General features: G+C 73.2%; 25 protein-coding genes. 9 read left to right on the forward strand and 16 right to left on the reverse strand.

Annotated elements, in window-relative coordinates; genetic code table 11:
• The first annotated feature begins 53 nt into the window (after window positions 1-53).
• Together ABZ459_RS08505 and ABZ459_RS08510 are read left to right on the forward strand one after the other, a co-directional pair.
• Window positions 54-2,975, forward strand: a complete 2,922-nt coding sequence (locus ABZ459_RS08505) for a bifunctional [glutamine synthetase] adenylyltransferase/[glutamine synthetase]-adenylyl-L-tyrosine phosphorylase (protein WP_357967589.1) — start codon at window positions 54-56, stop codon at window positions 2,973-2,975.
• Window positions 2,976-3,008: 33 nt separating this feature from the next.
• Window positions 3,009-4,052, forward strand: coding sequence for a hypothetical protein (locus ABZ459_RS08510; protein ID WP_357967592.1), 1,044 nt, complete (start codon window positions 3,009-3,011; stop codon window positions 4,050-4,052).
• Window positions 4,053-4,065: 13 nt separating this feature from the next.
• On the opposite strand, the gene ABZ459_RS08515 is transcribed toward ABZ459_RS08510, so the two are convergent.
• The gene (locus tag ABZ459_RS08515; RefSeq protein WP_357967594.1) at window positions 4,066-4,893 is read right to left on the reverse strand and encodes a LysR family transcriptional regulator; all 828 of its coding nucleotides are present in this window, start codon (window positions 4,891-4,893) and stop codon (window positions 4,066-4,068) included.
• A gap of 83 nt (window positions 4,894-4,976) precedes the next feature.
• Between ABZ459_RS08515 and ABZ459_RS08520 the strand changes: the two genes are divergently transcribed.
• Together ABZ459_RS08520 and ABZ459_RS08525 are read left to right on the forward strand one after the other, a co-directional pair.
• Complete coding sequence (locus ABZ459_RS08520; RefSeq protein WP_357967597.1) at window positions 4,977-6,251, forward strand: MFS transporter; 1,275 nt, start codon at window positions 4,977-4,979, stop codon at window positions 6,249-6,251.
• Complete coding sequence (locus tag ABZ459_RS08525; protein WP_357967599.1) at window positions 6,248-6,970, forward strand: phenylalanine--tRNA ligase beta subunit-related protein; 723 nt, start codon at window positions 6,248-6,250, stop codon at window positions 6,968-6,970. The genes ABZ459_RS08520 and ABZ459_RS08525 overlap by 4 nt, the downstream gene beginning before the upstream one ends.
• Window positions 6,971-6,995: 25 nt before the next feature.
• Here the strand turns inward: ABZ459_RS08525 and ABZ459_RS08530 are convergent, their stop codons facing one another.
• The gene (locus ABZ459_RS08530) at window positions 6,996-7,229 is read right to left on the reverse strand and encodes a hypothetical protein (protein WP_357967601.1); all 234 of its coding nucleotides are present in this window, start codon (window positions 7,227-7,229) and stop codon (window positions 6,996-6,998) included.
• A gap of 143 nt (window positions 7,230-7,372) precedes the next feature.
• Here ABZ459_RS08530 and ABZ459_RS08535 point away from each other — a divergent pair, with 143 nt between their 5' ends.
• Window positions 7,373-7,750, forward strand: a complete 378-nt coding sequence (locus ABZ459_RS08535; RefSeq protein WP_357967603.1) for a hypothetical protein — start codon at window positions 7,373-7,375, stop codon at window positions 7,748-7,750.
• On the opposite strand, the gene glnA is transcribed toward ABZ459_RS08535, so the two are convergent.
• Entirely contained in the window at window positions 7,738-9,162 is a 1,425-nt protein-coding gene (gene glnA, locus ABZ459_RS08540; RefSeq protein WP_357967604.1) for a type I glutamate--ammonia ligase, read from the reverse strand. The genes ABZ459_RS08535 and glnA overlap by 13 nt on opposite strands.
• A 95-nt stretch (window positions 9,163-9,257) precedes the next feature.
• Window positions 9,258-10,280, reverse strand: coding sequence for a hypothetical protein (locus ABZ459_RS08545; protein WP_357967606.1), 1,023 nt, complete (start codon window positions 10,278-10,280; stop codon window positions 9,258-9,260).
• Window positions 10,281-10,357: 77 nt separating this feature from the next.
• Between ABZ459_RS08545 and ABZ459_RS08550 the strand changes: the two genes are divergently transcribed.
• Genes ABZ459_RS08550 through ABZ459_RS08565 form a run of 4 tightly spaced genes read left to right on the forward strand, consistent with a single transcriptional unit; the run spans window position 10,358 to window position 13,624 of the window.
• Complete coding sequence (locus ABZ459_RS08550) at window positions 10,358-10,819, forward strand: RDD family protein (RefSeq protein WP_357967607.1); 462 nt, start codon at window positions 10,358-10,360, stop codon at window positions 10,817-10,819.
• Window positions 10,816-12,012: an MFS transporter gene (locus ABZ459_RS08555; protein ID WP_357967609.1), complete on the forward strand. Its 1,197-nt coding sequence runs from the start codon at window positions 10,816-10,818 to the stop codon at window positions 12,010-12,012. Before ABZ459_RS08550 ends, ABZ459_RS08555 begins: the two co-directional genes overlap by 4 nt.
• 48 nt (window positions 12,013-12,060) lie before the next feature.
• Entirely contained in the window at window positions 12,061-12,699 is a 639-nt protein-coding gene (locus ABZ459_RS08560) for a helix-turn-helix domain-containing protein (RefSeq protein WP_357967611.1), read from the forward strand.
• 16 nt (window positions 12,700-12,715) lie between these two features.
• Complete coding sequence (locus ABZ459_RS08565; RefSeq protein WP_357967613.1) at window positions 12,716-13,624, forward strand: hypothetical protein; 909 nt, start codon at window positions 12,716-12,718, stop codon at window positions 13,622-13,624.
• Here the strand turns inward: ABZ459_RS08565 and ABZ459_RS08570 are convergent.
• The 12 genes from ABZ459_RS08570 to sucB all read right to left on the reverse strand — a co-directional run bounded on the left by ABZ459_RS08570 (window position 13,605) and on the right by sucB (window position 25,802).
• The gene (locus ABZ459_RS08570; protein WP_357967615.1) at window positions 13,605-14,369 is read right to left on the reverse strand and encodes a class I SAM-dependent methyltransferase; all 765 of its coding nucleotides are present in this window, start codon (window positions 14,367-14,369) and stop codon (window positions 13,605-13,607) included. The two genes, ABZ459_RS08565 and ABZ459_RS08570, sit on opposite strands and share 20 nt — an antisense overlap.
• Window positions 14,369-15,049, reverse strand: coding sequence for a DUF4191 domain-containing protein (locus tag ABZ459_RS08575; RefSeq protein WP_352323051.1), 681 nt, complete (start codon window positions 15,047-15,049; stop codon window positions 14,369-14,371). The genes ABZ459_RS08570 and ABZ459_RS08575 overlap by 1 nt, the downstream gene beginning before the upstream one ends.
• Before the next feature lie 57 nt (window positions 15,050-15,106).
• On the reverse strand, window positions 15,107-17,452 hold the full coding sequence (locus ABZ459_RS08580; RefSeq protein WP_357967618.1) for a glycoside hydrolase family 3 C-terminal domain-containing protein: 2,346 nt from the start codon (window positions 17,450-17,452) through the stop codon (window positions 15,107-15,109).
• A gap of 67 nt (window positions 17,453-17,519) precedes the next feature.
• A complete protein-coding gene (locus tag ABZ459_RS08585; protein ID WP_357967620.1) occupies window positions 17,520-18,311 on the reverse strand; it encodes an alpha/beta fold hydrolase in 792 nt (263 codons plus the stop codon).
• Window positions 18,308-18,691, reverse strand: coding sequence for a VOC family protein (locus tag ABZ459_RS08590; RefSeq protein WP_357967623.1), 384 nt, complete (start codon window positions 18,689-18,691; stop codon window positions 18,308-18,310). Before ABZ459_RS08590 ends, ABZ459_RS08585 begins: the two co-directional genes overlap by 4 nt.
• Window positions 18,692-18,787: 96 nt before the next feature.
• On the reverse strand, window positions 18,788-19,744 hold the full coding sequence (locus ABZ459_RS08595; protein WP_357967626.1) for a helix-turn-helix domain-containing protein: 957 nt from the start codon (window positions 19,742-19,744) through the stop codon (window positions 18,788-18,790).
• Between the two features lie 115 nt (window positions 19,745-19,859).
• Window positions 19,860-20,789: a lipoyl synthase gene (gene lipA / locus ABZ459_RS08600; RefSeq protein WP_357967628.1), complete on the reverse strand. Its 930-nt coding sequence runs from the start codon at window positions 20,787-20,789 to the stop codon at window positions 19,860-19,862.
• 42 nt (window positions 20,790-20,831) lie between these two features.
• Window positions 20,832-21,815 carry a M48 family metallopeptidase gene (locus ABZ459_RS08605; protein WP_357967631.1) on the reverse strand — a complete coding sequence of 328 codons (984 nt, stop codon included), beginning with the start codon at window positions 21,813-21,815 and terminating at the stop codon, window positions 20,832-20,834.
• Window positions 21,816-21,872: 57 nt separating this feature from the next.
• Window positions 21,873-22,565 carry a lipoyl(octanoyl) transferase LipB gene (lipB, locus tag ABZ459_RS08610; protein ID WP_357967633.1) on the reverse strand — a complete coding sequence of 231 codons (693 nt, stop codon included), beginning with the start codon at window positions 22,563-22,565 and terminating at the stop codon, window positions 21,873-21,875.
• 37 nt (window positions 22,566-22,602) lie between these two features.
• Window positions 22,603-23,340, reverse strand: a complete 738-nt coding sequence (locus ABZ459_RS08615) for a peptidase E (protein ID WP_357967634.1) — start codon at window positions 23,338-23,340, stop codon at window positions 22,603-22,605.
• A gap of 36 nt (window positions 23,341-23,376) precedes the next feature.
• Window positions 23,377-24,270: a TIGR01777 family oxidoreductase gene (locus ABZ459_RS08620; RefSeq protein WP_357967636.1), complete on the reverse strand. Its 894-nt coding sequence runs from the start codon at window positions 24,268-24,270 to the stop codon at window positions 23,377-23,379.
• A 68-nt stretch (window positions 24,271-24,338) separates the two neighbouring features.
• Entirely contained in the window at window positions 24,339-25,802 is a 1,464-nt protein-coding gene (gene sucB, locus ABZ459_RS08625; protein ID WP_357967638.1) for a 2-oxoglutarate dehydrogenase, E2 component, dihydrolipoamide succinyltransferase, read from the reverse strand.
• Window positions 25,803-25,830: the final 28 nt, after the last annotated feature.

A 25,830-nucleotide genomic window follows, 5' to 3' on the forward strand; every position in this document is an offset into this window, starting at 1 on the left:
TACGTTGCGTTGTACTCTACGGCTTTCCGGACGTCACCTGTCAAGATGAGCAGGTGCCCAGGATCGAATCGACCGCCGCACGCCTCGCCAAGCTCGGCTTCGCCGACGGTGCCAGAGCCGCGCAGCTGCTCGACCGCACCCCGGCCGATCTCGACGACCTCCTGGAGTTCCTGGTCGCCGTGGCCGATCCCGACCTGGCCCTGGTCTCGCTGATCCGCCTGGCCGAGCGCGAGCCGGCCGTCCTGGCCGCGGTGCGCGCGGACGAGCGGCTCAGGGCGCGCCTGTTCGCCGTGCTCGGCGTCAGCGCCGCGCTCGGCGAGCACCTGGTCCGCCACCCCGGTCAGGCGGCCCTGCTGGCCGAGCCCGAGCTGGGCGAGGCGCGCGCCGCGCTGCTGCACGCCGTCGGCGCCGAGCCCGGCGAGCCCGAGCCGCGCGCCGGCGCCCCCGACCCGCTGGTGGCGCTGCGGGTGGCCTACCGGGGCCGGCTCATGCACCTGGCCGCCCGCGACCTCACCGGGCAGGCCACGCTCCCGGAGGTCATGGCCGAGCTGTCCGACCTGGCCGGCGCGGCGCTGGAGGCCGCCCTCGCCATCGCCCGCGCCGAGGTCGACGACTCCGAGGCGCGCCTGGCGGTCATCGGCATGGGCAAGTGCGGCGCGCGTGAGCTCAACTACATCAGCGACGTCGACGTGATCTTCGTCGCCGAGCCGCGCGAGGGCGCCGACGAGACCAAGGCGCTGCGTTCGGCGACCAGGCTGGCCCAGGCCATGATGCGGGCCTGCACGGCGGCCACCCAGGAGGGCTCGCTGTGGGAGGTCGACGCCGGCCTGCGCCCCGAGGGGCGGTCCGGCCCGCTGGTCCGCACGCTGGCCAGCCACCTGGCCTACTACCGCCGCTGGGCCAAGACCTGGGAGTTCCAGGCGCTGCTCAAGGCCCGGCCGGTGGCGGGCGACCAGGAGCTCGGCGAGTCCTACGTCCAGGCGGTCAACGACCTGGTCTGGACGGCCGCCACCCGCGAGCACTTCGTGGAGGACGTGCAGGCCATGCGCCGCCGCGTCGAGTCGCACGTGCGCGCCGAGGGGGAGCGGCAGCTCAAGCTGGGGCCCGGCGGGCTGCGCGACATCGAGTTCGCCGTCCAGCTCCTGCAACTCGTGCACGGCAGGCTCGACCCGCTGCTGCGCCGCCGGGGCACCCTCCCGGCCCTGGCCGCCCTCTCGCGCGGCGGCTACGTCGGCCGCGACGACTCGCGCGGGCTCGCCGAGGCGTACGCGTTCCTGCGCCAGGTCGAGCACCTGCTGCAGCTCCACCGGCTGCGGCGGACGCACCTGCTGCCCACCGACGAGGCCGACCTGCGCAGACTCGGCCGCGCCCTCGGCATGCAGGCCGACCCGGTGGGGGAGTTCACCGCCCGGTGGCGGCGGCACGCCATGGAGGCGCGCCGGCTGCACGAGAAGCTGTTCTACCGGCCGCTGCTCCAGGCGGTGGCCCGGCTGCCGGAGTCGGAGGCGCGGCTGTCCACGGCCGCGGCGGCGGCCCGGCTGGAGGCGCTCGGCTACGTCGATCCCAACGGCGCGCTGCGGCACATCGCGGCGCTGTCCACGGGCGTGTCCAGGCGCGCGGCCATCCAGCGCACGCTGCTGCCCGTCATGCTCGGCTGGTTCGCCGACACGCCCGACCCCGACGCGGCGCTGCTCGGCTTCCGCCAGGTCAGCGACAAGCTCGGCAGCACCCCCTGGTACCTGCGGCTGCTGCGCGACGAGACGGCGGTGGCCGCCCGGATGGCGCGGGTGCTCGGCACCGGCCGCTACGCCACCGGCCTGCTCATGCACGCCCCCGACGCGGTCGCGATGCTCGGCTCCGACGCGGAGCTGGCCGTGCGCCCGCCCGAGTCGCTGCGCGGCGAGGCGTCGGCCGCGGTGTCCCGGCACGCCGGCGACCCGGAGACCGCGGTGGCGGCCGTGCGGGGGCTGCGCCGCAGGGAGCTGTTCCGCACGGCCGTCGCCGACATCTCGGGGCTCCTCGACATCGAGACCGTCGGCACGGCCCTGTCGTCGCTCACCGACGTGACCCTCCAGGCCGCGCTCGACGCCGCGCTGGCCAAGGCCCCGGACGTGACCAGGTTCGCGGTCATCGCCATGGGCCGGCTCGGCGGCATGGAGTGCTCGTACGCCAGCGACGCCGACGTGATGTTCGTGCACTCGCCGCTGCCCGGCGTCGAGGAGCGGGAGGCCGCCGACGCCGCCTTCGCCGTGGCCAACGAGCTGCGCCGGCTGCTGTCGCTGCCCGCGCCCGACCCGCCGCTGCTCATCGACCCCGACCTGCGCCCCGAGGGCCGCCAGGGGCCGCTGGTGCGCACGCTGGCCTCCTACCGCGCCTACTACGCCCGCTGGTCGTCGCCGTGGGAGTCGCAGGCGCTGCTGCGCGCCCGCTTCTCGGCCGGCGACACCGCCCTCGGCGACGCGTTCACCTCGATGATCGACGAGCTGCGCCACCCGGCCGGCGGGCTGGGCGAGGACGCGATCAGGGAGATCAGGCGGCTCAAGGCGCGCATGGAGGCCGAGCGGCTGCCGCGCGGCGCCGACCCCGCCCTGCACACCAAGCTCGGCCCCGGCGGGCTGTCGGACGTGGAGTGGGTGGCCCAGCTGCTCCAGCTCTGCCACGCGGGCGAAGTGCCGGCCCTGCGCACCACCCGTACCATCGCGGCGCTGCGCGCGGCGGCGGCCGAGGGGCTGCTCGATCCGGACGACGAGCGCGTGCTGGCCGAGGCGTGGCGGTTCGCCTCCAGGGTCCGTGACGCGATCATGCTGGTCCGGGGCAGGCCGGGGGACAGCGTGCCGGCCGAGGCGGGGGAGCGCAGGCTCATCGCCCGTACGCTCGGCTACCCGCCGGACGGCTCGGAGGACTTCCTCGACGACTACCGCCGTGTCACCCGCCGCGCCCGCCAGGTCGTCGAGCGCGTCTTCTACGGGGGTTGATCCCGGTTCACGCGGGGGTGTATCAAGGCGCAGGTGTTATCCGTTTACGTGGACCTGGCCCTCGGCCTGGTCGTGTCGTTCCTGCTGCTCTCACTGCTGGTGAGCGGGGTCAACGAGGCGTTCGTGCGCCTGCTCGCCATCCGCAGCAAGTTCCTGTGGGCGTACCTCAGGGACACCCTCGACGGCGCCGACGCGCAGGGCAGGTCGTGGCTGCCCGCCAAGGTGCGCGACGTGTTCGCCGCGCTGCCGTTCTCCCGCGATCCCCGGCCCGCCCACAGCGACCAGCCCGCGCCCGCCGAGCCCGGCACGCTGCCGGTCGCCGAGCCCAAGGCGCAGGACGCCATGGTCCGGCTGCTGTACGAACGCGTCCAGGAGATCGACCACCCGACGAAGGGCCGGACGAGCATCGCCAACATCCCGCCGGGGCGCTTCGCCGTCGCCCTGATGGAGATGGCGGCCGCCGAGCCCGGGGGCGTCGAGGGCTTCCTGGCCAAGCTCAAGGAGATGGGCAGCCCCCTGTACGGCCACCTGCGCGGCGTCTGGGAGACCGCGCAGCGCGACCTCGACCGGTTCAGGCAGGGCGTCGAGACCTGGTTCGACGGCGAGATGGAACGCCTGTCGATGTTGTACAAGCGCTACGTCAAATGGGTGGTGGCCGTCCTCGGCCTGCTGGTCACGCTGCTGTTCACCATGGACGGCCTGGAGTACGGCAAGACGCTGCTGCGCGACAACGCCTTCCGCGCCTCGGTGACCGCCGTGGCCGAGGCGGGCCCGGCGGCCTACGACGAGCTCAAGGCCCGGTGCGGCCAGTCCGACCCCGTGCCGTGCATCACCGAGACGCTCAGCGAGCCCGCGATGGTCCAGATGCTCCAGCACGCGCTGGTCAGCATCGCCATCCCGGCCGAGGGCGACCCCACGCTCCACTGGAACGGCGCCACCTGGTGGAGCCGGCTCACCACCCCCAGCCACTGGCCCGGCTACCTGCTGACGTACGTGGCCCTGCTCTTCGGCGCCCCCTTCTGGTGGGACGTGTTCCGCCGCATCACCGGCATCAAGGCCCGGCGCAAGGACCAGTGAGCGGGCCGCCGGGTCAGGCGCTCATGGCGTACAGCACGTCCCGCAGCGACTCCTCGCGCCCGCGCAGCCAGACCAGGCGCAGGGCCAGCGCGGGCGCCCGGCAGTCGAGCGCGACCAGCGCGCCGGAGTCGAGGTCGGCGCCCAGCGCGAAGTCCGGCAGCAGGGCCTGCCCGAAGCCCTGCCTGGCCCACTCGCGGGCGGTGGCGATGCTGGTCAGCTCCCTGCGCGGCACGTCCGGGCCGAACGTCTGGTCGGCCGCGAGCCGGATCGAGCAGCCGGGCGGGCTCACCAGCAGCGGCTCCCGCTCGCCGTCGGGCGCGGCGACCAGCGACAGCACGACCTCGCCGACGTCGAGGAAGTCCATGCCGGGCGGCGGGGTGAACCCGAGGCCGCCGATCCGCGGGCCGAGGTCGAGCAGGAGCGCCGCGTCCAGGTCGCCGGCGGCCACCTGGGCCAGCAGGTCCTGCCGCATCAGGGAGCGTACGTCCACGTCCAGGTCGGGGCGGCGGTCGGACAGGCGACGCAGCACGGCGGGCAGCCGGGCGGCGGCCAGCATCTCCAGCGCGCCGACGCGCACCCGGCGGCGCCGGCCGGTGACCGCGCGGCGCACCTCCTCGGCGTGGTCGAGCAGGCCCTGCGCGCGGCCGAGCAGCGCGGCGCCGGCCTCGGTCAGCCGCATGCCCTGGGGCGTGCGCTCGAACAGCGGCACGCCGAGGCTGTCCTCCAGCCTGCGCACCTGCTCCGACACCGACGCCGGGGCCAGGCCGAGCACGTTGGCCGCGCCGGTGACGGTGCCCGCCCCCGCGACGGCGACGAAGCCCCTCAACTGCCGCAAGTCCATATACAGCAGCATAAGGTTTTCCCGAATGCCCCGTACGGCGACGCCTGTTGAGGGGAAAAGCGGCGTTTGAGCAGGCTGTGGGCATGCGAATGTTCGGTTTCTCCCTCGCCTACTTCCTGGTGATCCTCGACACGACCGTGCTGACGATCGCGCTGCCGGACCTGCGTGCCTCCCTCGGCGGCTCGCTGGCCGGGCAGCAGTGGGCGGTCAACGCCTACACCGTCGCCTTCGCCGCGTCGCTGCTCACCGCCGGCGCCGTGGCCGACCGGTTCGGCGCGGCCCGCGTCTTCAAGGCCGGGGTGGCGTTGTTCGGCGCGCTGTCGCTGCTCAGCGCGGCGGCGCCGGACCTCGGCGCACTGGTCGCGCTGCGCGCGCTGCTCGGCGTGGCCGCGGCGCTGTGCACGGGCGGCTCGCTCGGGCTGCTCGCCGAGATGTTCCCGGCGCCCGCGGCCCGCGCCCGCGCCACCGGCCTGTGGGCGGCGCTCACCGGCTCGGCGCTGGCCGCCGGCCCCCTGCTCGGCGGCCTCCTGGTCGGCCTGTCCGGCTGGCGCGCCGTCTTCCTGGTCAACGTGCCCTTCGCCGTGGCCAGCCTGCTGATCATGCGGAACGTCGCCTCCCCGCGCGGCTCGCGGCGCATCGACTGGCAGGTCCAGGCCCTGGCCTGCGTGCTGCTCGGCCTGGTCGCCGAGGCCCTGATCGACACCTCCACGCTCGCCGCCGCGCTGGCCGTGGCCGCCCTGGTGGCGCTGGTGCTGGTGGAGCGCCGCAGCCACGCCCCCGCCCTGCCCGGCGGCCTGCTCGCCGCCACCTGGCCGGAGCTGCTGGCCGGGACGGTCGCCAACTTCGCCTTCTCCGGCGCGCTGTTCGTGCTCACCCTCCTTCTCCAGGACACCCGCCACCTGTCCCCGGTCGCCGCCGGGCTCGCCTTCCTGCCGCTCACGCTGCCCATGACGGTGAACCCGCTGCTCACCGGCCGCCTGGTGGCCCGCTACGGCCCCCGTCCGCCGATCCTGGGGGGTCTCGCCCTCCTCGCGACCGGGCTGGCGGGGGTGGCGTTCACCGACGTGCTGGCCCCCTGGCTGGTGGTCATGGGGTTCGGGCTGTCGTTCGTGTTCCCGGCGCTGATGGCGGGCATGGTGAACGCCGCCCCCGCAGGCACGGCGGGCACCGCGGGCGGCGTGCTGAACGCCTCCCGCCAGGTCGGTGCCACCCTCGGCGTGGCGGTGCTGGGCGTCGTCGGGCGGCCCCTGCTCGCCGCGGCCGTCCTGACGGCGGTGATGTTCGGCTGTTACGCCCTGGTCGCCGCCCGCGCCTGGCAGGCCGCGCGGGGACGACAGGAGGCCGCCGCAGTATCGTGAGGCGCACGAGAGAGACGACCGGCGAGGTGACAGTGCGTTTCCAGCATTCCGCGGACATCTGGCGGGACTTCCCCGACCTGGTGCCCTTCGCGCTCCACGTGGCGGGCGTCGACGCCGCCGCCCGCGTCGACGACCAGGTGGCCCGCTACTGCGACCTGGCCGCCCGGCGGGCCGCCCCCGAGAGCGAGCTGCCCGAGATCCAGGCGTGGCGGCGGGCGTTCACCCGGATGGGGCTCAAGCCGACGCAGTACCGGTGCGCGTCGGAGTCGCTGCTGCGCCGATTCAGGAAGGAGGGCGCACTGCCGCGCCTGCATCCCCTGATCGACCTGTGCAACGCGGTCTCGATCGCCTTCGCCGTGCCGGTGGCGGTGTTCGACGTCTCCCGGGTCTCCGGCTTCGTCGAGGTGCGGTACGCCTCGGGCGAGGAGACGTACCTGACCTTCTCCGGCGAGACGGAGCACCCGGCCGCCGGAGAAGTGATCTTCGCCGACGCGGACGGCCGGGCGCACGCGCGCCGCTGGACCAACCGGCAGAGCGGCCTGTCGGCGGTCCGCGACACCACCACTGACGTGCTCATCGTGGCCGAGGCCCTGCACGAGACGGCCCGCGCGGACGTCGAACGCCTGGCCACGGCCCTCTACGACGAGCTGACCGCCCTGTGGCCGGTGTCGCCGAAGTCGGAGATCCTCACCGCGTCGGCGCCCCGCTTCGACTTCTGACCACGGGACGGTCCCCGCTCATGGCTCAGCAGGGCGTGAAGTAGACCTTCTGGGTGCCCGACAGGATGCCCCACTCGCCGGCGGGCTGGCCGCAGCCGAACCAGCGCTGGCCGACGAGCTGGTCGCCGTTGAAGTAGGCGAAGACGACGAGGAGGTCGCCGCCGGGGGGCGGCGGCGGGATGGCGTGAGCCGGGGTCGAACCGAGACAGAGCGCGCCGGCGGCCAGCACCGCGGCTAACAGCCCTCGTCTGATCCTCATGACGGTCCTCCAGATCCTTCGGGCGCGTTCGGCCGATGGCCGGTTGCGTGATCTGGGATCAAGGTAACCGCGTTCGGCGAAGCCCGCCAGATCCCTCGGAACCGGCCGTTGCGGGGGAGCGGAACGGGTGCCACGCTCTCCCCATGAGCCGGCTGCTTGCCCAGTTGCCCGCGCTGCTGGGCGTCGTCGTCGGCGCCCTGGCGACGCTGGCCACGACCCGAGCGGCCGACAGGGCTCGATGGAACCGGGAGATGCGCACACGATGGGACGCCCAGCGTCTCGACGCCTACAGGCAGTACGCCGGCACGCTCAAGGACCTGTCGGTCCTGGCGCACAGGGCGACCGCGAGGAAGCGGCCGGGCGCGCGCAGCGAGCCGATCGACGCCGAGGAGGTCGGCCGGCTCTACGCGGCGGCTCCGTCCCGCAGGAGTGAGCGAAAAGGGGCCCGGTGCCGCCATCGGCGCCGGGCCCCCTCCGTTCCGCGTTCTCCCGTGGAAGAACCGCGGGCTCACACGTCGTAGTACAGCTCGAACTCGTGCGGGTGCGGCCGCAGGCGGATCGGGTCGACCTCGTTCTCCCGCTTGTACGACACCCACGTCTCGATCAGGTCGGGCGTGAACACGCCGCCTTCGAGCAGGTAGTCGTGGTCGGCCTCCAGCGCGTCGAGCACCTCGGGCAGCGAGCCCGGCACCTGCGGCACCTGGCGGGCCTCCTCCGGCGGCAGCTCGTAGAGGTCCTTGTCGACCGGCTCCGGCGGCTCGATCTTGTTGCGGATGCCGTCGAGCCCCGCCATCAGCATCGCCGAGAAGGCGAAGTACGGGTTGCACGACGGGTCGGGCACGCGGAACTCGATGCGCTTGGCCTTCGGGTTGGAGCCCGTGATCGGGATGCGCACGCAGGCCGAGCGGTTGCGCTGCGAGTAGACCAGGTTGACCGGGGCCTCGTAGCCCGGCACCAGGCGGTGGTAGGAGTTGACCGTCGGGTTGGTGAAGGCCAGCAGCGACGGCGCGTGCCGCAGCAGGCCGCCGATGTAGTAGCGGGCGGTGTCGGACAGGCCCGCGTAGCCGACCTCGTCGTAGAACAGCGGCGAGCCGTCCTTCCACAGCGACTGGTGGCAGTGCATGCCGGAGCCGTTGTCACCGAAGATCGGCTTGGGCATGAACGTGACGGTGTGGCCGTACTCCAGGGCGGTGCTCTTGATGACGTACTTGTAGAGCATCAGGTTGTCGGCCGTCTTGAGCAGCGTGCCGAACCTGAAGTCGATCTCCGCCTGGCCCGCCGTGCCGACCTCGTGGTGCTGCATCTCGACGTCGATGCCGCACTCGATGAGGTTGCGCACCATCTCCGAGCGCAGGTCGGTGAAGTGGTCCATCGGCGGGACCGGGAAGTAGCCGCCCTTGTAGCGCGGCTTGTAGCCCAGGTTGCCGCCCTCGGCCCGCTTGCCGGTGTTCCAGGCGCCCTCGATGGAGTCGATGTAGTAGTAGCCGGCGTTCGCCTTCGTCTCGAAGCGCACGTCGTCGAAGATGTAGAACTCGGCCTCGGGGCCGAAGTAGGCGGTGTCGGCGATGCCGGTGCCCTTGAGGTACTCCTCGGCTTTGCGCGCCACGTTGCGCGGGTCGCGGCTGTAGGCCTCGCCGGTCAGCGGGTCGTGCACGAAGAAGTTGAGGTTGAGCGTCTTGTGCTGGCGGAACGGGTCGAGCACCGCGCTGGACGGGTCGGGCAGCAGCAGCATGTCCGACTCGTGGATCGCCTGGAAGCCGCGGATGGACGAGCCGTCGAACATGAGCCCGTCGGTGAAGACGTTCGCGCCGAAGTTCTCGACCGGGAAGGTGAAGTGGTGCGTCGTCCCCGGCAGGTCGGTGAACCTGACATCGACGAACTGCACCCCTTCGTCACTGATGAACTTCAGGACGTCGTCGGCGGAGTTGAACACTCTCGAACCTCCCTGAGGGACTGGCCATCATGCCGACGCTAGGTCGCGGCCGTTTCCGTACGGTGTCTCGATTGTTTCGCATGTGTTACGCAGGGTCACGTCCCCTGGGACGTGTCGCAGCCTCCGTCGAAAACCGGCCGGTCGTCCAGGTCGTAGGGGTCGTGGGCCGGGCCTGTCGGCGCGACCGTACCGGGCGCGTCGTCCTCGTAGACGGGGTGGACGAACCCGTCGTCGATGTCGCAATCGGCCGGGGTGCTGCTCATGCCCCAGTCCACGTACAGGGCCGGCTTGCCTTCCGAGCGGTAGAGCTGCACCTCGCCGGTGAGCTGCGAGACCAGCCGCATGGTGGTGGCCGGCACGCCGGGGCGGCGCACGGCGTAGACGGCCAGGTAGTTCACCTCGACCTTGACGCCGTGCAGCCCGTCCTCCCGGAAGGTGCCGAGGCGGGCGGTGCCGTTGATCTTGACCACGTCGCTGGCGAGCTCGGCGCTGCCGGGGGCGAAGCTGTTGACCATCTGGCGGCTGTCGTACTTCTTGCCGCCCAGCTCCTTGGAGAACTCCTCGCGCTGGTCGTCGTCGAGCAGCCCGGCGAAGGCCTTGGGCCTGCCGCCCAGCAGCGTCTCGCGGTCGAGCAGGGCGGCCGCCAGCAGGGCGCGGGTGCGCTCCAGGCCCTTGGCCACGTCCGCCTTCGACAGGCCGCCCAGCGCCTTCGCCGCCGGCATCACGAGGCCCGCGGCGCCGTCGGCGTAGTGCTCGGCGGGCGAGCCGGCGAAGGGATCGTCCGCGGCCACGGGGTTCGCGGGCACGGACAGGGCCTCCAGGCCCGGGTTCGCGCCCAGCAGGTCGGGACGGTAGGTGATCACGACCCCCGCGGCGCCCACGATCGCGCACAACGCGATCAGCGCGACCGACATGCGCCCGAGCCGGCGCGGACGATGGTCGACCGGCATGTGGCCGGCGGGTAAGCGGTCCCGCCGCGGCGGGCGTGGCGCGCGTTGCCGCGGCACACCTTCCCTGGCCCCCTTGGCGGCGGACGAGCGCATCCTGCGGCGCTCGCTCTCGTCGATCTGCGCGACCACCTCGTTGAAGCGCGCGTCAAGGTCATCCCCGTGTGGCATGGCGACCATGATGGCGAGGGCAGAGCGCGGTTGGGTCACGATGCCGACCGGCCCGGGGGCCGGATACCGTTGACGGCATGAGCAGCAACGAGCCTCGGTGGACGCAGACCTGGCTGGGCGGCATCCGGTCCGCCGGGATCGACCTCGGATACCCGGGTGAGCGTCTCGGGCTGCCCGAGGAGGGCAGCGGATCGGTCGCCGGGTGGGGGCGCAGGATCGCCGCGCTCGTGATCGACTGGATGATCTGCACCTGGGTCGTCGTGCAGCTGCTGCTCAGGATGAACCCGGCCGAGTCGCCGTGGGCGCCCGTGGCGGTGTTCGCGCTCCAGTACCTGCTGCTCGTCGGCTTCATGGGCCAGACGTTCGGCCACCGGCTCGCCGGCGTCCGCGTCGCCGCCATGGACGGCGGCGCCCCGCGCCTGCTGCCCGTGCTGGTGCGCACCGTCCTGCTCGGCCTGGCCCTGCCGGCCCTGATCTGGGACCGTGACCACCGCGGGGTGCACGACCGCGTGTCCAACACCATGGTCGTCCGGATGTGACGACCGGCCGGGACGGGGCGGGCCGCTGGTTCGGCCCGCTCATGGTGGCGGCGGTGTGCGTGCAGGCGGCGACGTTCGCGGCCCGTCCGATGGTCAGCTACCGGGCCATCGAGATCGGCGCGGGCAACCTCGGCATCGGGCTCATCACCGCCGGGTTCTCGGTGCTCCCGCTCTTCGCGGCCGTCTCGGTGGGCCGCTGGGTGGACGCCTCCGGCGAGCGCGGCGCGGCCCTGCTGGGCGCCGCGCTGATCACCGGCAGCGCCCTGGCCCTGGCCGAGGCCCGCTCGTTGTGGGCGCTGGTGCTGCTCAACGCGCTGTTCGGGCTCGGGCATCTGCTGTCCGTCGTCGCCCAGCAGGCCGTCATCGCCAACCGGGTGGCCGCCGGGGGCCACGACCGCGCCTACGCGCGCTTCACCGTGTTCACCTCGCTCGGCCAGCTCGCCGGGCCGTCCGCAGCGGCCCTGGTGGCCGGCGGCACGCTCGCCACCAGCGGCAACGCAGGCGGTGCTGCCGGCGTCGGGCCCGCCCTCGTCGTGGCGGCCGGGTTCGGGCTGGTGGCGGGGCTGGCGAGCCTGTGGACCGACGGGCCGGGCCCGGCGCGTGCGCGGGCCGCCGTGCGGCGTTTCCCGCTGCGGGGCACGCTCGGCCAGGAGGGCATGTGGCAGGCCCTGGTCACGAGCCTGGCCACCGTGTCCACGATCGACCTGGTGCTGGCGTACCTGCCGGCCTGGGGGCAGAGCCGCGGCGCCGGGGTGGTCGCGGTCGGCGCGCTGCTGGCGCTGCGGGCCGCCACCACCATGGCGAGCAGGCTCGCCATGGAACGCCTGGTCCTGCGGTACGGCCGCCGCGCCGTCCTGGTGACCAGCACCGTCGTCGCCGCGGTCACCGTCGCCGCGCTGCCGCTGTGCGGTACGGCCGCCGCGGTGCCGGTCGTCGCGCTGATGGGGTTCGCGCTGGGGCTGGGCCAGCCGCTGACGCTGTCGTGGGTGGCCGGTCGCGCGCGGGCGGGCGAGCGCGGCACGGCGCTCGCGCTGCGCCTGACCGGCAACCGGCTGGGACAGGTGCTGGTGCCCGCCGTGGCGGGCGTGGTGGCGGGGGCGACCGGCGTGCTCGGCGTCTTCGCGCTCAGCGCCGCCATGCTCGCCGCCACCGCCGGTCTGGCCGCCCGCGCGCCGATGAGCGCCGCGGAATAATTTCCGTACCGGGTTTGAATTCTTACCCGGTACGGTTATCGTGGAGTCATGATGGCGGGGCTCAGGGAGCGCAAGAAGGAGCAGACCCGGCGGCGCATCGCGGAGACGGCCCTGCGGCTGTTCGCCGAGCGCGGCTACGACGCGGTGACGGTCAACGAGATCGCCGAGGCGGCCGGGGTCGCGAAGGTCACGCTGTTCGCGTACTTCCCCAGCAAGGAGTGCCTGGCCCTCGACGGCGTCGCGGAGGACACCGCCGCCATCGTGGCGGGCCGCGCGCCGGGCGCCTCGCCGCTCGGCGCGCTGCGCGAGCACTACCGGTCGATGGCCGCCCGGGGCGCGCGGGAGGTGGACGTGGAGGGGCTGCTGACCCGCGTCCGGGTGATCGCGGCCGCCCCGGCGCTGCTGGCGGCCGTCCAGCAGACCCACGCGGGGGAGCGGCACGCGCTGGCCGCGGCGCTGGCCGAGGCCGTGGGCGCGCCCGCGGGCGACCTGACCGCCCAGCTCATGGCGGCCCAGATCACCGCCGCGATCACCACGCTGCAGGAGACGTTCTTCCACCGGCTCTCCTCGGGGGGCTCGCTGGAGGAGGCGGGCCGGCTGCTGGCGGACGACGTCGAGACGGCCTTCGATCTCCTCGAAAACGGCTTCTCATCCATAAAGGGGGAAAACAGTGAAAAAAGGGATTAACTACGACACTGGGTTTTTGAACGGCCCGCAGCTCACCCGCCGGACCTTCGACCCCGACGTCGTCGCCCGCGAGATGCGGGTGATCGCCGACGAGCTCCACTGCACGGCCGTCCGCGTCTCCGGCGGCGATCCCGGCCGGCTCTCCGTCGCGGCCGAGCGGGCGGCCGCGGCCGGTCTGGAGGTGTGGTTCGCGCCCTTCCCCGTGGACGCCACCGCCGAGCAGGCCGTCGCCCTCTACGCCGACTGCGCCGCCCGCGCCGAGTCCCTGCGCCGCGCCGGCGCCGAGGTGGTGCTGGTCGCCGGGTGCGAGTCCAGCGCGTTCTGCCACGGCTTCATCCCCGGCGCCACGTACGGCGAGCGCCTGGCGGCCATGACGACGGCCGACCTCGCCTGGTGGCAGTCGACGGCCGCCGACGTCGCGCCCCGCTTCAACGCCTTCCTGGCCGAGGCCGCCACGGCGGTCAGGGCCCGGTTCGGCGGCCGGCTCACGTACGCGTCGGGCCCCTGGGAGCTGATCGACTGGACGCCCTTCGACATCGTCGGCGTCGACGCCTACCGCGCCGCCTACAACGCCGCGGACTTCCCGGCGGAACTGCGGGCCCACCTCACCCACGGCAAGCCGGTGGCCGTCACCGAGTTCGGCACCTGCGCCTACAAGGGCGCGGGGGAGCGGGGCGGCTCGGCGTACGTGGTGCCCGAGGGGGCCGTGCCCGACGAGGGGGAGCAGGTCCGCTACCTGGAGGAGCTGCTCGACGTCTTCGAGGCCGAGAGCCTGGAGGCCGCGTTCTGGTTCACCTTCGCCGCCTACAACCGGCGCGGCGCCGACGACCTCGGCTCCTACGGCGTGGTCAGGATGCTCGACGAGACCCGCTGGGAGCCCAAGGAGGTCTTCGCCGCGCTGGCGGCTAGGTATTCGCGCAGGTGAAGATGGCCGTGCCGGGGATGTGCCGGCCGCGCAGCGGGCTCCAGCCGCCCCACGCCCGCTCGTGCCCCTGCGGCCACTCCGGCTCCAGCAGGCCGGTGAGGGTCAGTCCGGAGGCGGCCAGCAGGCCGATCCAGTCGCCCATCGTGCGGTGGTGCTCGACGTAGGAGGGGGCGCCGTCGTCGTCCCGCTCGACGTAGGGCGAGCGGTCGAAGTAGGAGCGGTCGGAGGTGAGCCCGCGCGGGCCGGGATCGTCGGGGAAGGCCCACCGGATCGGGTGGCTCACCGAGAACACGAATCGGCCGCCCGGCCGCAGCACCCTGCGCACCTCGCGGAAGACCGCCAGCGGGTCGGCCACGAACGGCAGCGCCCCGTACGCCGAGCACGCCAGGTCGAAGGCGCCGGACGCGTACGGCAGCGACTCGGCGTCGGCCTGCGCCACGGGAACGCGCAGGCCGGTGTCGAGGTCGATGCGCTGGGAGTGGCGCAACTGCCGGTGGGAGATGTCGAAGGCGGCCACCTGGGCCCCCTGCGTCACCAGCCACCGCGCGCACTGCGCCGCGCCGCAGCCGATCTCCAGCACCCGCCGGCCGCGCACCTCGCCCAGCAGGTGCGCCTCGGCCTCGTCGACGCCCTCGGGGCACCAGACGAACCCGGTGTCCCGCAGGAAGCCGCCGTGCTCGACCTGGTAGTCGTCGGCGTTGCCGTCCCACCAGTGGCGGTTGGCCCGCGAGGAGACCGACAGCACTAGCGCATCTTCGGGCCGCGCGGCATGCGGGCCCCCTTGGGCATCGGGCCCTTCGGCATCGGCAGGTTCTTCGGCAGCGAGCGCAGCCGGTCCTTGACCTCGTTGACCGAGGGCTTCTTCAGGTTGCGCGGCAGCTTCATGATGTGCCGCTGGAGCTTGGCGATCGGCACCTGGCCCTCGCCGTCGCCGCACTGGATGTCGTAGATCTCGACGCCCAGCACCACGCGCGCGACGCGCTTCTTCTCGGCCGCGAGCATCTTGGCCACCCGGTTGCCCGGCCCCTCGGAGACCAGCACGACCCCCGGGAAGCCGACGACGAGGTGGACCAGGTCCTGGTCGCGGTTGACGGCGATGGCCGGGGTGACCTGCCAGTTGCCCCGCATGCCCTGCAGGACCGCGGCGGCGGCGCCGGTCTGGCCGTGCAGGATCGAGTACTGGGCCTTCTGGGCGAGCTGGCCGAAGACGACCAGCCCGACGGTGAGCGCGGCCAGGACGCCGATGAACACCGAATACCACAGGTAGTCCGTGACCAGGCCGATCACGACGACCACAGCCAGCGTGCCCACCGCCGAGAGGAAGACGATCGGCATCCCCTTGGGATTGGCCTGCTTGATGATCTGCGCGATCATGCGGAGCTGCTTGATGCGCCCCGGCTTCTCTGGATCCTCGGACTTTGCCATGCTCAGAAGGATACAAACCAACTGGTGCACTATGGAAAACGCGACCGGCCTTTGTCGCTAGATCTTCACCGTGATCGACAGCCTCGGGTCCGCGACATGGTGCGACGCCTGGAGCGTGTACTCGCCCTCGACCGTGCGCCAGCCGTCCTCCCACACCTGGAAGGCGCTCTCGGGCAGGAAGACGGTCGTGATCACGGTCTCTCCCGGCTCAGCCTCGACCACGTCGAACCCGGCCAGGCGGCGCTCGGCGCCCTGACAGAGGTAGATCTGCACGACCTCGCGGCCGAAGCGGTCGCCGGTGTTGGTCAGCGCGACGGTCACGGTGGCGCCCTCGGCGGCGATGGAGTCGTAGCTCCACGTCGTGTAGCCGAGGCCGTGGCCGAACCAGAAGGCCGGAACCCGCCCCGACCGCTCCCAGGCCCGGTACCCGATGTACGTGCCCTCGTCGTAGGCCACAGCGCCGTCCACGGGGGTGACGTCCGTGACCGGGGCGTCCGCGAGCGTCGCGGGCCACGTGGTGGGCAGGCGGCCGCCGGGCTCGGCGCGGCCCGACAGCACGTCGGCCAGCGCGGCCCCGGCCTCCTGCCCGGGGAACCAGGTCAGCAGCACGGCCGCGACCTCTCCCGCCCACGGCATCTCCACCGGCGAGCCCGCGTTGACCACGACCACCGTGCGCGGGTTGGCCGCGGCCACGGCGCGGATCAGCTCGTCCTGGCGGCCGGGGAGCGCCAGGGTCTCGCGGTCGAAGCCCTCGCTCTCGACCTCCGGCGTGGTCGAGGCCACGACCACCGCCACGTCGCTGTCCGCCGCGACCCGCACGGCCTCGGCGATCAGCTCGTCCGGCCCCGGCGCCGGGTCGGCGTGGCCCAGCGTGTACGCCACGAACGCCATGCCCCCGAAGGCCCCCGCCGGATGCGTCACGGTCAGCTCGTACGGCCGGCCCGCGGTCATCTCGACGGCGAAGCGCCGCTCCGGCGGCGACAGGAACGCGGCCGCCGGGTCGCCGCCTTCCGGCTCGATCGCCGCGTCGAAGACGGTCTCGCCGTTCACCGTGACGGTGAAGGCGCCCACGCCCGCCACCGACAGCTCGTGCCGGCCCGACCTGACCGGCGTGTACGCCGCCCGCAGCCGCACGGCCCCGAGCCGCTCGCCGTCCACGTCCGGCGGCAACTGGCCGACCCACCGCGCCTCGGCCGCCGCCAGCGGATGCTCGGCCAGCAGGCCGCCGCCCGCGTCGAGGAACTGCGCCACGACCGGGCAGGCCAGCGGCGCCAAGCGGATCCGCGGATCGGTCCCGACGGCGTGGCGGACCTCGACGCCCTCCAGCGCGCTCAGCCCGGCCAGCGGGGAGACGATCCGGTCGGGGAAGACCTGGGCGCTGCCGCCGCCCATGACCCGGGCCTCGCCGGCGGCCGAGCCGATGAGCGCCAGCGTGCGCACGTCCCGCAGCGGCAGCACGCCGTCGTTGGTGAGCAGGGTGAACCCGCGCGCGGCCACCTCGCGGGCCAGCGCGACGCCGTCGACGGGAACGGGGGCGGGACGGTCCCCGCCGCCGCCGAGCGCGCCCGTGCGCCTGGCCAGCCGCAGGACGCGCCGGACCTTGTCGTCGACGACCGACTCGGGCACCCGCCCCTCCCTGACGGCGGCCTCCAGCTTGTCCCCCCACGGGCCGAACGGGCCGGGCATGGCCACGTCGGTGCCGCCCAGGGCGGCGGCCTCGGTGCTGCGCACGGCCGTCCAGTCGGACACGACGAGCCCGTCGAACCCCCACTCGTCCTTCAGCACGCCGTTGACCAGCGCGGAGTGCTCGGTCATGGTGGTGCCGCCGACCGAGTTGTAGGCCGTCATCAGCCCCCACGCGCCGGCCCGCACCACCCGCTCGAACGGCCGCAGGTAGACCTCGCGCAGCGTCTTCTCATCGACCCGCACGTCCACGGTGAAGCGGTCGGTCTCGAAGTCGTTGGCCACGAAGTGCTTGGGCGTGGTGGCCACGCCGCCCTCCTGCACGCCCTCGACGTAGGCCGCGCCGATCTCGCCGGTCAGGTACGGGTCCTCCGAGAAGCACTCGAAGTGCCGGCCGCCGAGCGGGGAGCGGTGCAGGTTGATCGTGGGCGCGAGCAGCACGTGCACGCCCTTGCGCCGGGCCTCCTGGGCCAGCAGCGCGCCGGCCCGCCGGACGAGCTCCACGTCCCAGGTGGCCGCGAGCGCGGTCGGGCTGGGCAGCGCGATCGACGGGTCCGCGGAGGTCCACTGCTCGCCGCGGACGCCGATCGGGCCGTCGCTCATCACGAGCCGGTCGAGCCCGATCTCGGGGATCGGCGGAAGGGACCACATACCGGCCCCGGTGAGCAGGCGGATCTTGGTGGCGAGGTCGAGCCGGGCGATCAGTTCGTCGAGTTCCACGGCATCAGTGTTCACCAGAAAACCGAGCACTCGATAGGTTTGTGACCTTTACGTTACGCAAAGCCTGTCATCGGGCGAAGAACTCCAGCAACTCGGGCACCAGCGCCTCCGGCGTCACGGCGTGGGACTGCTCCTCCAGCACCCGGTGCCGCGCCCCCGGCACGCCCGCCGCGACCGCCAGCGCCGCGGCCGCCATCCACCGGGGGCTCCGCTCCCCGCTCAGCACCAGCAGCGGTTGTGCGATCGCGGCCAGCGTGGCGGCCGGCAGCCGGCTGCCCGGCCCGAGGACGGCGGCCTCGTAGGCCAGCGTGCGGGCCACGCCCTTGAGGTGCGCCCACGACGCGTCGGCCCGCATCGCGGCCACGGCCTCGACCGGCACCTCGGCCGCCTCCACCATGAACCGCTCGACCGCCTCCTCCCAGCGGCCCGCGTCGACCAGCGCGTCGAGCTGCGCGGCGAAGTCGTCCGGCAGCGGGGGAGCGTCGTCGTCCACGTGGTACGGCGGCTCCCACACCGCCACCCTGGTGATGCCGAGGCCCCGGGCGGCGGCCTCCAGCACGAGCGCCGCGCCGGACGAGCCCCCGAACACCATGGCCGTCCCGCCCGCCGCGCCGATCACCGCCGCCAGGTCCTCGATCTCCCGCTCGACCGCGTACGGCCGGGTGTCGCCGCTGCCGCCCCGGCCCCTGCGGTCGTAGTTGACGACCGTGAACCAGGGCGCCAGCGCGGCGGCCACGCCCGCCAGCGTGGGGTGCGCCCGGTCGCCGAACGCGCCGTTGACCAGCACGACCGCGGGCCCGGCGCCGTAGCTGTCGAAGGCCAGCACGGTGCCGTCCGCCGAGGTGGCCCGGCCGTTCACGCGGGCTGGACCAAGCAGAGGGCCTCCCAGTGGTGCCCGTCGAGGTCGGCGAAGCCGCGCTGGTAGCGGAACCCGGCCTCCTGCGGCACGCCGGCCGGGGTGGCGCCGAGCGCGAGCGCCTTGTCCACCAGCTCGTCGACCTGGGCCGGGTTCTCCATGCCCAGCACCAGGATGGCCTCGGTGCTGGTGGCGGCGTCGGCGATCTCCTTGGTGACGTACGTGGAGAACGTCGGCTCGGTGAGCAGCATGACCTGCGTCTGCTCGTTGACGAGCATCGAGGCCATGCCCTCGGCCATGCCGTACATCGTGAAGCCGAGCTCGGTGAAGAACTTCTGCGACCGGTCCAGGTCCTTGACCGGGAGGTTGAGGAAGAGCTGCATGTCGTGCTCCTTGGCATCTGAGGTGTTTTGCGACACCTTCAGTCTGCTCACCACGACCCCGCGCGTCTTGGATCCCCGTGCCAGGACGGTTGACGATCAGCGCACGGGGTTGGCGCGCCGGAACTCGGCCGGCGGCAGCCCGTACGCCCGCTTGAACAGCCTGCTGAAGTGCGCCGAGTCGGGCAGCCCCCACCGCGCCCCGACCTCGCCGACCGGCAGGTGGCGGGCGCTCAGCAGGTCGGCGCGGCAGCGCTCCAGCCGCCGGTGCCTGATCCAGGCGGCCACCGTCGTGTTCTCGGACTCGAACAGCCGGTGCAGGTAACGCACCGAGACGTGGTGCGCCTCGGCCACCATCGCCGGGTCGAGGTCGGACCAGCCCAGGCGCTGGTCGATGAAGGCGCGCACGCGCAGCAGCAGGGCGCGGCGGCGGGCGTCCTCGGGCACCGCGGCGGCCTGCTCGGCCCGCTCGGCCAGGGCCGTGGTGACCAGGTCCATCACCACCGTCGCCAGCCTGGCCGCGCTGGCCGGGGTGTAGTCGTCGTAGTCCTGGGTGACCCGGCGCAGCAGCGGCACGGCCAGCGCGCCGGTGCCCTCGCGCGCCGAGACGGGCACCGCGGTCAGCCGCGCCACGTCGTCGTAGGGCAGCGGCAGCAGCTCGTGCGGGAAGCTGAACACCGCCAGCTGCACGGCCGAGTCGTAGGCCACCTCGTAGGGCCGGGTGAAGTCGTAGATGGCGAACTCGCCCTGGCCGAGGCGGATCTCGCGGCCGTCCTGGCGCAGCACCGGGTTGCCCGAGACGGCCAGCACGGCCCGGTAGAGCTCGGGGTTGTCGCGGTGGATCAACTTCGCCGTGCGGTGGACGCTGTGCGGCGTGGACGTGCGCACCCGGCCCACGCCCACGGGGCCTAATTGCCCCAGCTCGATCTCGCCCCGCAGCGGCGCGCCGGAATCGATGCGCAGGTCGAGCGGCCCGAGCGTGTCGCAGACGATGCCGCGCCAGGCCTCGTGACGGCTGCGCGCGGGCAGGTCGCTGGTGCGGATCACGGTCGCCATCGCCTCGCCCCTCACTCGGCAGCCCTGCCATGCTAAGGACGCGAAAAGCCCCGGGCAAACGGCCCGGGGCTCCGCTCAAGCGGGATCAAGCGGGAACAAGCAGGATCAGGCGGGATCAGGTGGTCTGGCGGGCCGCGATGGCCTGCTGGTAGAGCCTGCCCGCGCGGTAGGAGGAGCGCACCAGCGGCCCCGACAGCACCCCGGCGAACCCGATCGCCTCGGCCTCGGCCTGCAGCTCGACGAACTCCTCCGGCTTGACCCAGCGCTCCACCGGGTGGTGGCGCGGCGTCGGCCGCAGGTATTGGGTGATCGTCAGCAGGTCGGTGCCGGCGGAGTGGAGGTCGCGCATCGCCTCGACGACCTCTTCGCGGGTCTCGCCCATGCCCAGGATCAGGTTGGACTTGGTGACCAGCCCGGCCTCGCGGGCCGTCGTGATCACCCCGAGCGAACGTTCGTAGCGGAAGGCGGGGCGGATGCGCTTGAAGATGCGCGGCACCGTCTCGACGTTGTGGGCGAACACCTCGGGCTTGCTGGAGAAGACCTCCTCCAGCTGGTCGCGGTTGCCGTTGAAGTCGGGCACCAGCAGCTCGACGCCGCAGCCCGGCAGCAGGGCGTGGATCTGCCGCGCGGTCTCGGCGTAGAGCCAGGCGCCGCCGTCGGGCAGGTCGTCGCGGGCCACGCCGGTCACGGTCGCGTAGCGCAGGCCCATCTGCTGGACGGACTCGGCGACCCGGCGCGGCTCGTCGCGGTCGTATTCCTTGGGCTTGCCCGTGTCGATCTGGCAGAAGTCGCACCGGCGGGTGCACTGGTCGCCGCCGATGAGGAAGGTCGCCTCGCGGTCTTCCCAGCACTCGTAGATGTTGGGACAGCCCGCCTCTTCACAGACCGTGTGCAGGCCCTCCCGGCGCACGAGCGATTTCAGCTCGGTGTATTCGGGGCCCGTCTTCAGCTTGGTCTTGATCCACGGGGGCTTGCGCTCGATAGGGGTCTCGGCGTTGCGCACCTCCAGGCGGAGGAGCTTTCGGCCATCAGGAGCAACGGTCACCCGTCCAGCTTACGTCCGCCGCCGAACCGGACCGGTCGAGGGTCAGGTGATGAGCCCGAAGCCGCGGATCGCCCTGGTGTAGTGGCGCAGCAGCTCCTCGTCGATCAGCGCGGACCCGGCGGTGCCCAGCAGCTCCGAGTGCGGCGCCGAGGTCAGCACGCCGTCGTCGGTGAGCCGGTGGCGGGCCAGCGCGCCCTGCCTGATCGCCGTGACGCTCTCGCCGCGCAGCGCCGCGGCCTGCATAGGCGCCAGGTAGCCGCCGGCGGCCAGGCCGCGCAGCTCGTCCAGCTCGGACTCGGACACCACCCGCCGCGCGATCGCCTCCCGCCGCTCCTCGGTACGGGCGTGCCCGGCGCGGGCCAGCGCCGTCAGCGCGTACTCGGCCAGCAGCACCGGCCCGCCCAGCACCCGTCCGATCAGCCGGCCGATGGCCCCCGCCGCCTCGTACGTCGTGCCGGTCTGGTCGATCGGGCCCAGCGAGGACCGGGCGATCGCGGCCTGGGCCTCCTCCCTGATCTTCAGCGGAGCGCTCGACCCGAGCAGCGCGTCGTGCCAGGCGGCCAGTGTGAACAGGGCGCCGTCCACGATCAGCTCCTCGCCGGCAGGGATCCGCGCGTACGCGGTGGCCAGCAGCGCCACCCGCTGCCGCGGCGTCAGGGCCAGCCACAACGGCAGCCCGATGACCAGCACCGGCGTGCGCAGCACGCCCACATGGTCGTAGACGGTCTCGGTGGCCAGGTCCATGACCGCGACCCTGCGCGGCCTCTTGACGCGGGCCCGGTCGGCCACGCGGTCGGCCAGCGCGTACAGCTCGCCGGCCGCGGCGCGGTCGAGCACCTCGGCGTCGGCCGGCAGGCGGGGGAGGCGGGGCCGCAATGCCCATCCCACGGCCAGGCTCACGCCGCCGACCAGCCACGCGACGAGGGAGTCGAGATGCGCCAGCACGGCCCACGCGCCCAGCGCGAGGAAGGCCAGCGTGAGCAGGTGGACCAGCAGCGCGAGGACGAGAGCGGCAGAACGCTTCACACCGGCGATGGTAGGCCGGAAAGATCCGGATTCAACCGCTGTTCGATGCCGATTCGGTCACCTGCGCAGCAGATCCTCCTCGTGCAGGTCGAACGGCTCCTTGCCGAGCGCCTCGGCCAGCCGCTTCTCGGCGATCGGGATGACCTCCTCGACCACGATCCGGCGGCCGGTCTCCGCCGACAACGAGGAGACCCCCGCGTCGGGCAGCCCGCACGGCGTGATCCGGTTGAACCACCTGGGGTCGTTGGCGCAGTTGAGCGCGAACCCGTGCATCGTCACGCCGCGCGCGACGCGGATGCCGACCGCGCCGAGCTGCCGGTCGGGCAGCCCCAGGGCGACGTCGCCGGCCGCCCACACCCCCGGACGCCCCGGCACCCGCCGGCCGGTGACGCCGAAGTCGGCGCACACCTGGATCATCGTCTCCTCCAGGGCGCAGACGTAACGGGTCACGTCGGCGACGGCGACGACGGGGTAGGCGACGAGCTGGCCGGGGCCGTGCCAGGTGACCCGGCCGCCCCGGTCGGCGTCGATGACGGGGGTGCCGTCGGAGGGACGGTCGCCGGGCAGGGTGCGCCTGCCCGCGGTGTAGACGGGCGCGTGCTCCAGGATCAGGACCGCGTCGCCCAGCTCGCCGGCGACCCGCTTGCCGTGCATCCAGCGCTGCAACGACCAGGCTTGCTCGTAGGGGACGTCCACACCAAGGCGGACGACGGCCAGCGCGTGGGGATCGTCCCCGTGGATGGGGCGCATGAGCCTATTGTGCCGTTCCCTCACCCTGTCCGGGTAATCAGGGGGTCAACAGGCGTGGCTCGATCCTGAACTCCTTGACGCCGTTGGAGCCGTCGTACTCCAGCCGGTACGCGTAGGCGCGCGGGTCGACGGTGACCGCCTGGATGAACTCGGTGCCCACGTAGTGCAGGGCGACGCCCTCGTCGGCGGCGTACCCGCCGGGCAGCTCGCCGGAGGCGACCGACTCCTGCAGCAGCGGGCGGCGCTGCGGCTCGGCGTTGTAGTGGACCCCGCACGAGTACGGCAGCAGCGCGAGCCCGTCGGCCCACGGACGCAGCGCCGGGCCGAAGGAGTCGGTGTTGCCGCCCACGTGCCAGCACAGGGCGCCCGCGCTCTGCCCGGACAGCACCACGCCGGCCCGCCAGGCCTCCTCGAAGACCTCGTCGAGGCCGTGCAGCCGCCACAACGCCATCAGGTTGGCCACGCTGCCGCCGCTGACGTAGATCATGTCCTGTTCGAGCGCCCAGGCCCGCGCGTCCTCGACGTTGGGCATGGGGAAGACGGTCAGGTGGCTCAGCTCGACGTCCCAGCCTGAGAAGGCGCCGTACATCTTCAGCAGCCAGTCGGAGGAGTCGCCGAGGGCGGTGGCGACCAGGCCGAGCTTGGGGCGGTCCTGGCCGGTCAGGTCGAGGCCGTAGCGCAGCAACCCGCTCGCCTCGATGAAATTGTGGCGCTCGCTCTGGCGGAACGACCCGCCCCCGATGGCCAGAATGTGCGACTGCCCGGACCTGCTCATGTCGGATCTCCTGCGTGCTGAAGGACGAACGGCACCCTACAGTACGGCGCGCAGCGCCTCGTCGAGACGGGTATGCGTGAAGCCGTAGCCGCTGTCAAGCAGTTTCCGCGGGATCATGCGATGGCTCGGCAGCAGCCCCGCGCGGGCGAATTCGCCCACCCCGATGGACAGCGCAAACGCCGGTACGGGCATGGGGACCGTGCCTTTACGCAGGCATTTACCCAGAGTGCGGGTGAATTCTTCGTTGGTGACCGGAGAAGGGGATCCGAGATTAACCGGCCCCTCGATATCCCGATTTTTCAGGATATGCAGTGCGGCGGCCACCCAATCGTCCAAGGAGATCCACGACCAGTACTGCCGGCCCGTCCCCAGCGGCGCGCCCAGCCCGACGCGGAAGATCGGCAACATGCGCCCGAGCGCCCCGCCGTGCCGGCTCAGCACCATCGCCGTGCGCAGCCGCGCGACCCGGCACCCGGCCTCGGCGGCCCGCTCGGCCTCCCGCTCCCAGCGCTCGCACAGCTCGGCCAGGAACCCCCGGCCCCTGCCCTGGCTCTCGTCGATCTCCCGGCTGCCCGTGTCGCCGTAGAAGTCGACCCCGGACGCCGACAGCAGCACCTCGGGCGGCCTGCCGAGCGCGCGCAGGGCGTCGACCAGCAGCCGGGTGCCCTCGACGCGGCTGCGCACCAGCTCGCGCTTGTAGGCGGTGGTCCAGCGCCGGTCGCCGACCGAGGCCCCGGCCAGGTGCACCACGCCCTCGGCCCCTTCGAGCGCGGCCCGGTCGATCACCCCCGCGGACGGGTCCCAGAAGGCCTCTCCCGGCCCCGCGGGCTCCCGCCGGACCAGGCGGACGACCTCCCGCCCCTCGTCGCGCAGCGCCCCGACCAGCGCCGTACCGATCAGGCCGGACGCCCCGGTCACGATGATCGCCATGGTCCCCACAGTACGCCAAAGGCCGGGCGGCCCCCCGAAGGAGCCACCCGGCCTTTCACGGGTGATGACTACGCGAGCCCGAGCTGGGCCTCGAAGCGGCCCTCCTCCAGGCGACGCTTGATCGTCGTCAGGAAGCGGGCGGCGTCGGCGCCGTCGACCAGGCGGTGGTCGTAGGTCAGCGCCAGGTAGACCATCGAACGCACCGCGATGACCTCGCCCTCGGGCGTGTCGAGCACGACGGGCCGCTTGACGACCGCGCCGGTGCCGAGCATGCCCACCTGCGGCTGGTTGAGGATCGGCGTGTCGAACAGCGCGCCACGGCTGCCGGTGTTGGTCAGCGTGAACGTGCCGCCGGTGACCTCGTCGGGCGTCACCTGGTTGTTGCGGGTGCGCTCGGCCAGGTCGGTGACCTTGCGGGCGAGGCCGGCGAGGTTGAGGTCGCCGGCGTTCTTGACAACCGCCGCGAGCAGGCCGCGCTCGGTGTCGACCGCGACGCCCAGGTTCTCCACGTCGAAGTACGTGACCTCGTTGGTCTCGTTGTTGATCGTGGCGTTGAGCTTCGGGTGCTGCTTGAGCGCCTCGACGGTGGCCATCGCGAAGAACGGGGTGAAGGTCAGCTTCACGCCCTCGCGGCGGAAGAAGTCGTCCTTCGCCCGCGCCCGGAGCTGGGCGATCTTCGTGACGTCGACCTCGACGACCGACGTGAGCTGCGCCGCGGTCTGCAGCGACTCGACCATGCGCTTGGCGATGGTCTGACGCAGCCGCGTCATCTTCTCCGTACGGCCGCGCAGCGTGGTGTCGACCTCGACCGGCTCGGGCGCCGCGGCGACCGGGGCCTGGGCGGCGGCCGGGGCCGGCGCGGCGGCGGCCGGCTGGGCGGCCGGAGCCGCGGCCGGGGCGGCGGCCTGCTCGCGCTGGGACTTGGCGGCCTCCAGCACGTCCTGCTTGCGGATGCGGCCGCCGACGCCGGTGCCGTTGATCGAGTCGAGGTCGACGCCGTGCTCGTTGGCGAGCTTGCGCACCAGCGGCGTCACGTAGGGGCTGTCGCCCGAGGACGGCAGCGGCGTGGGCTCGGCGGCGGGCTGCTGCGGAGCCGGAGCCTGCGGGGCCGGAGCCGGAGCGGCCTGCTGCGGGGCCGGGGCCTGCGGGGCCGGAGCCGGGGCGGCCTGCTGGGGAGCGGGCTGGGCCGGGGCCGGCTGCGGGATGGAGGAGGCCGGGGGAGCCGGGGCGGGCTCGGGCTCCGGTTCGGGCTCGGGAGCGGCCTGCGGGGCCGGGGCGGCGGCGCCCGGCTGGGCGTTCTCGTCGATGATGGCGAGCTCGGCGCCGACCTCGACCGTCTCGTCCTCAGCCACGACGATCTTGGTGAGGACACCCGCGGAAGGCGACGGGATCTCGGTGTCGACCTTGTCGGTCGAGACCTCGAGGAGCGGCTCGTCGGCCTCGACGCGCTCGCCCTCCTTCTTCAGCCAACGGGTTACCGTGCCCTCGGTCACGCTCTCGCCGAGCTGGGGCATCTGTACGGAGACCGGCATCGTTATTCTTCTCTCGCGTTCTGATCTC

The sequence above is a fragment of the Nonomuraea sp. NPDC005692 genome (genome assembly GCF_040631115.1).
Lineage (GTDB): Bacteria > Actinomycetota > Actinomycetes > Streptosporangiales > Streptosporangiaceae > Nonomuraea.

Excerpts from the sequence above, each read along its gene's own strand:
- ABZ459_RS08535 (WP_357967603.1), top strand. The coding sequence starts at position 7,373 with ATGAGCCGGCTGCTTGCCCAGTTGCCCGCGCTGCTGGGCGTCGTCGTC.
- ABZ459_RS08615 (WP_357967634.1), bottom strand. The coding sequence starts at position 23,340 with ATGAGCAGGTCCGGGCAGTCGCACATTCTGGCCATCGGGGGCGGGTCG.
- ABZ459_RS08575 (WP_352323051.1), bottom strand. The coding sequence starts at position 15,049 with ATGGCAAAGTCCGAGGATCCAGAGAAGCCGGGGCGCATCAAGCAGCTC.
- lipB (WP_357967633.1), bottom strand. The coding sequence starts at position 22,565 with ATGCGCCCCATCCACGGGGACGATCCCCACGCGCTGGCCGTCGTCCGC.
- ABZ459_RS08520 (WP_357967597.1), top strand. The coding sequence starts at position 4,977 with ATGCGAATGTTCGGTTTCTCCCTCGCCTACTTCCTGGTGATCCTCGAC.
- ABZ459_RS08530 (WP_357967601.1), bottom strand. The coding sequence starts at position 7,229 with ATGAGGATCAGACGAGGGCTGTTAGCCGCGGTGCTGGCCGCCGGCGCG.
- ABZ459_RS08550 (WP_357967607.1), top strand. The coding sequence starts at position 10,358 with ATGAGCAGCAACGAGCCTCGGTGGACGCAGACCTGGCTGGGCGGCATC.
- ABZ459_RS08560 (WP_357967611.1), top strand. The coding sequence starts at position 12,061 with ATGATGGCGGGGCTCAGGGAGCGCAAGAAGGAGCAGACCCGGCGGCGC.
- ABZ459_RS08595 (WP_357967626.1), bottom strand. The coding sequence starts at position 19,744 with ATGGCGACCGTGATCCGCACCAGCGACCTGCCCGCGCGCAGCCGTCAC.
- ABZ459_RS08515 (WP_357967594.1), bottom strand. The coding sequence starts at position 4,893 with ATGGACTTGCGGCAGTTGAGGGGCTTCGTCGCCGTCGCGGGGGCGGGC.
- ABZ459_RS08590 (WP_357967623.1), bottom strand. The coding sequence starts at position 18,691 with ATGCAGCTCTTCCTCAACCTCCCGGTCAAGGACCTGGACCGGTCGCAG.
- sucB (WP_357967638.1), bottom strand. The coding sequence starts at position 25,802 with ATGCCGGTCTCCGTACAGATGCCCCAGCTCGGCGAGAGCGTGACCGAG.
- ABZ459_RS08620 (WP_357967636.1), bottom strand. The coding sequence starts at position 24,270 with ATGGCGATCATCGTGACCGGGGCGTCCGGCCTGATCGGTACGGCGCTG.
- ABZ459_RS08545 (WP_357967606.1), bottom strand. The coding sequence starts at position 10,280 with ATGCCACACGGGGATGACCTTGACGCGCGCTTCAACGAGGTGGTCGCG.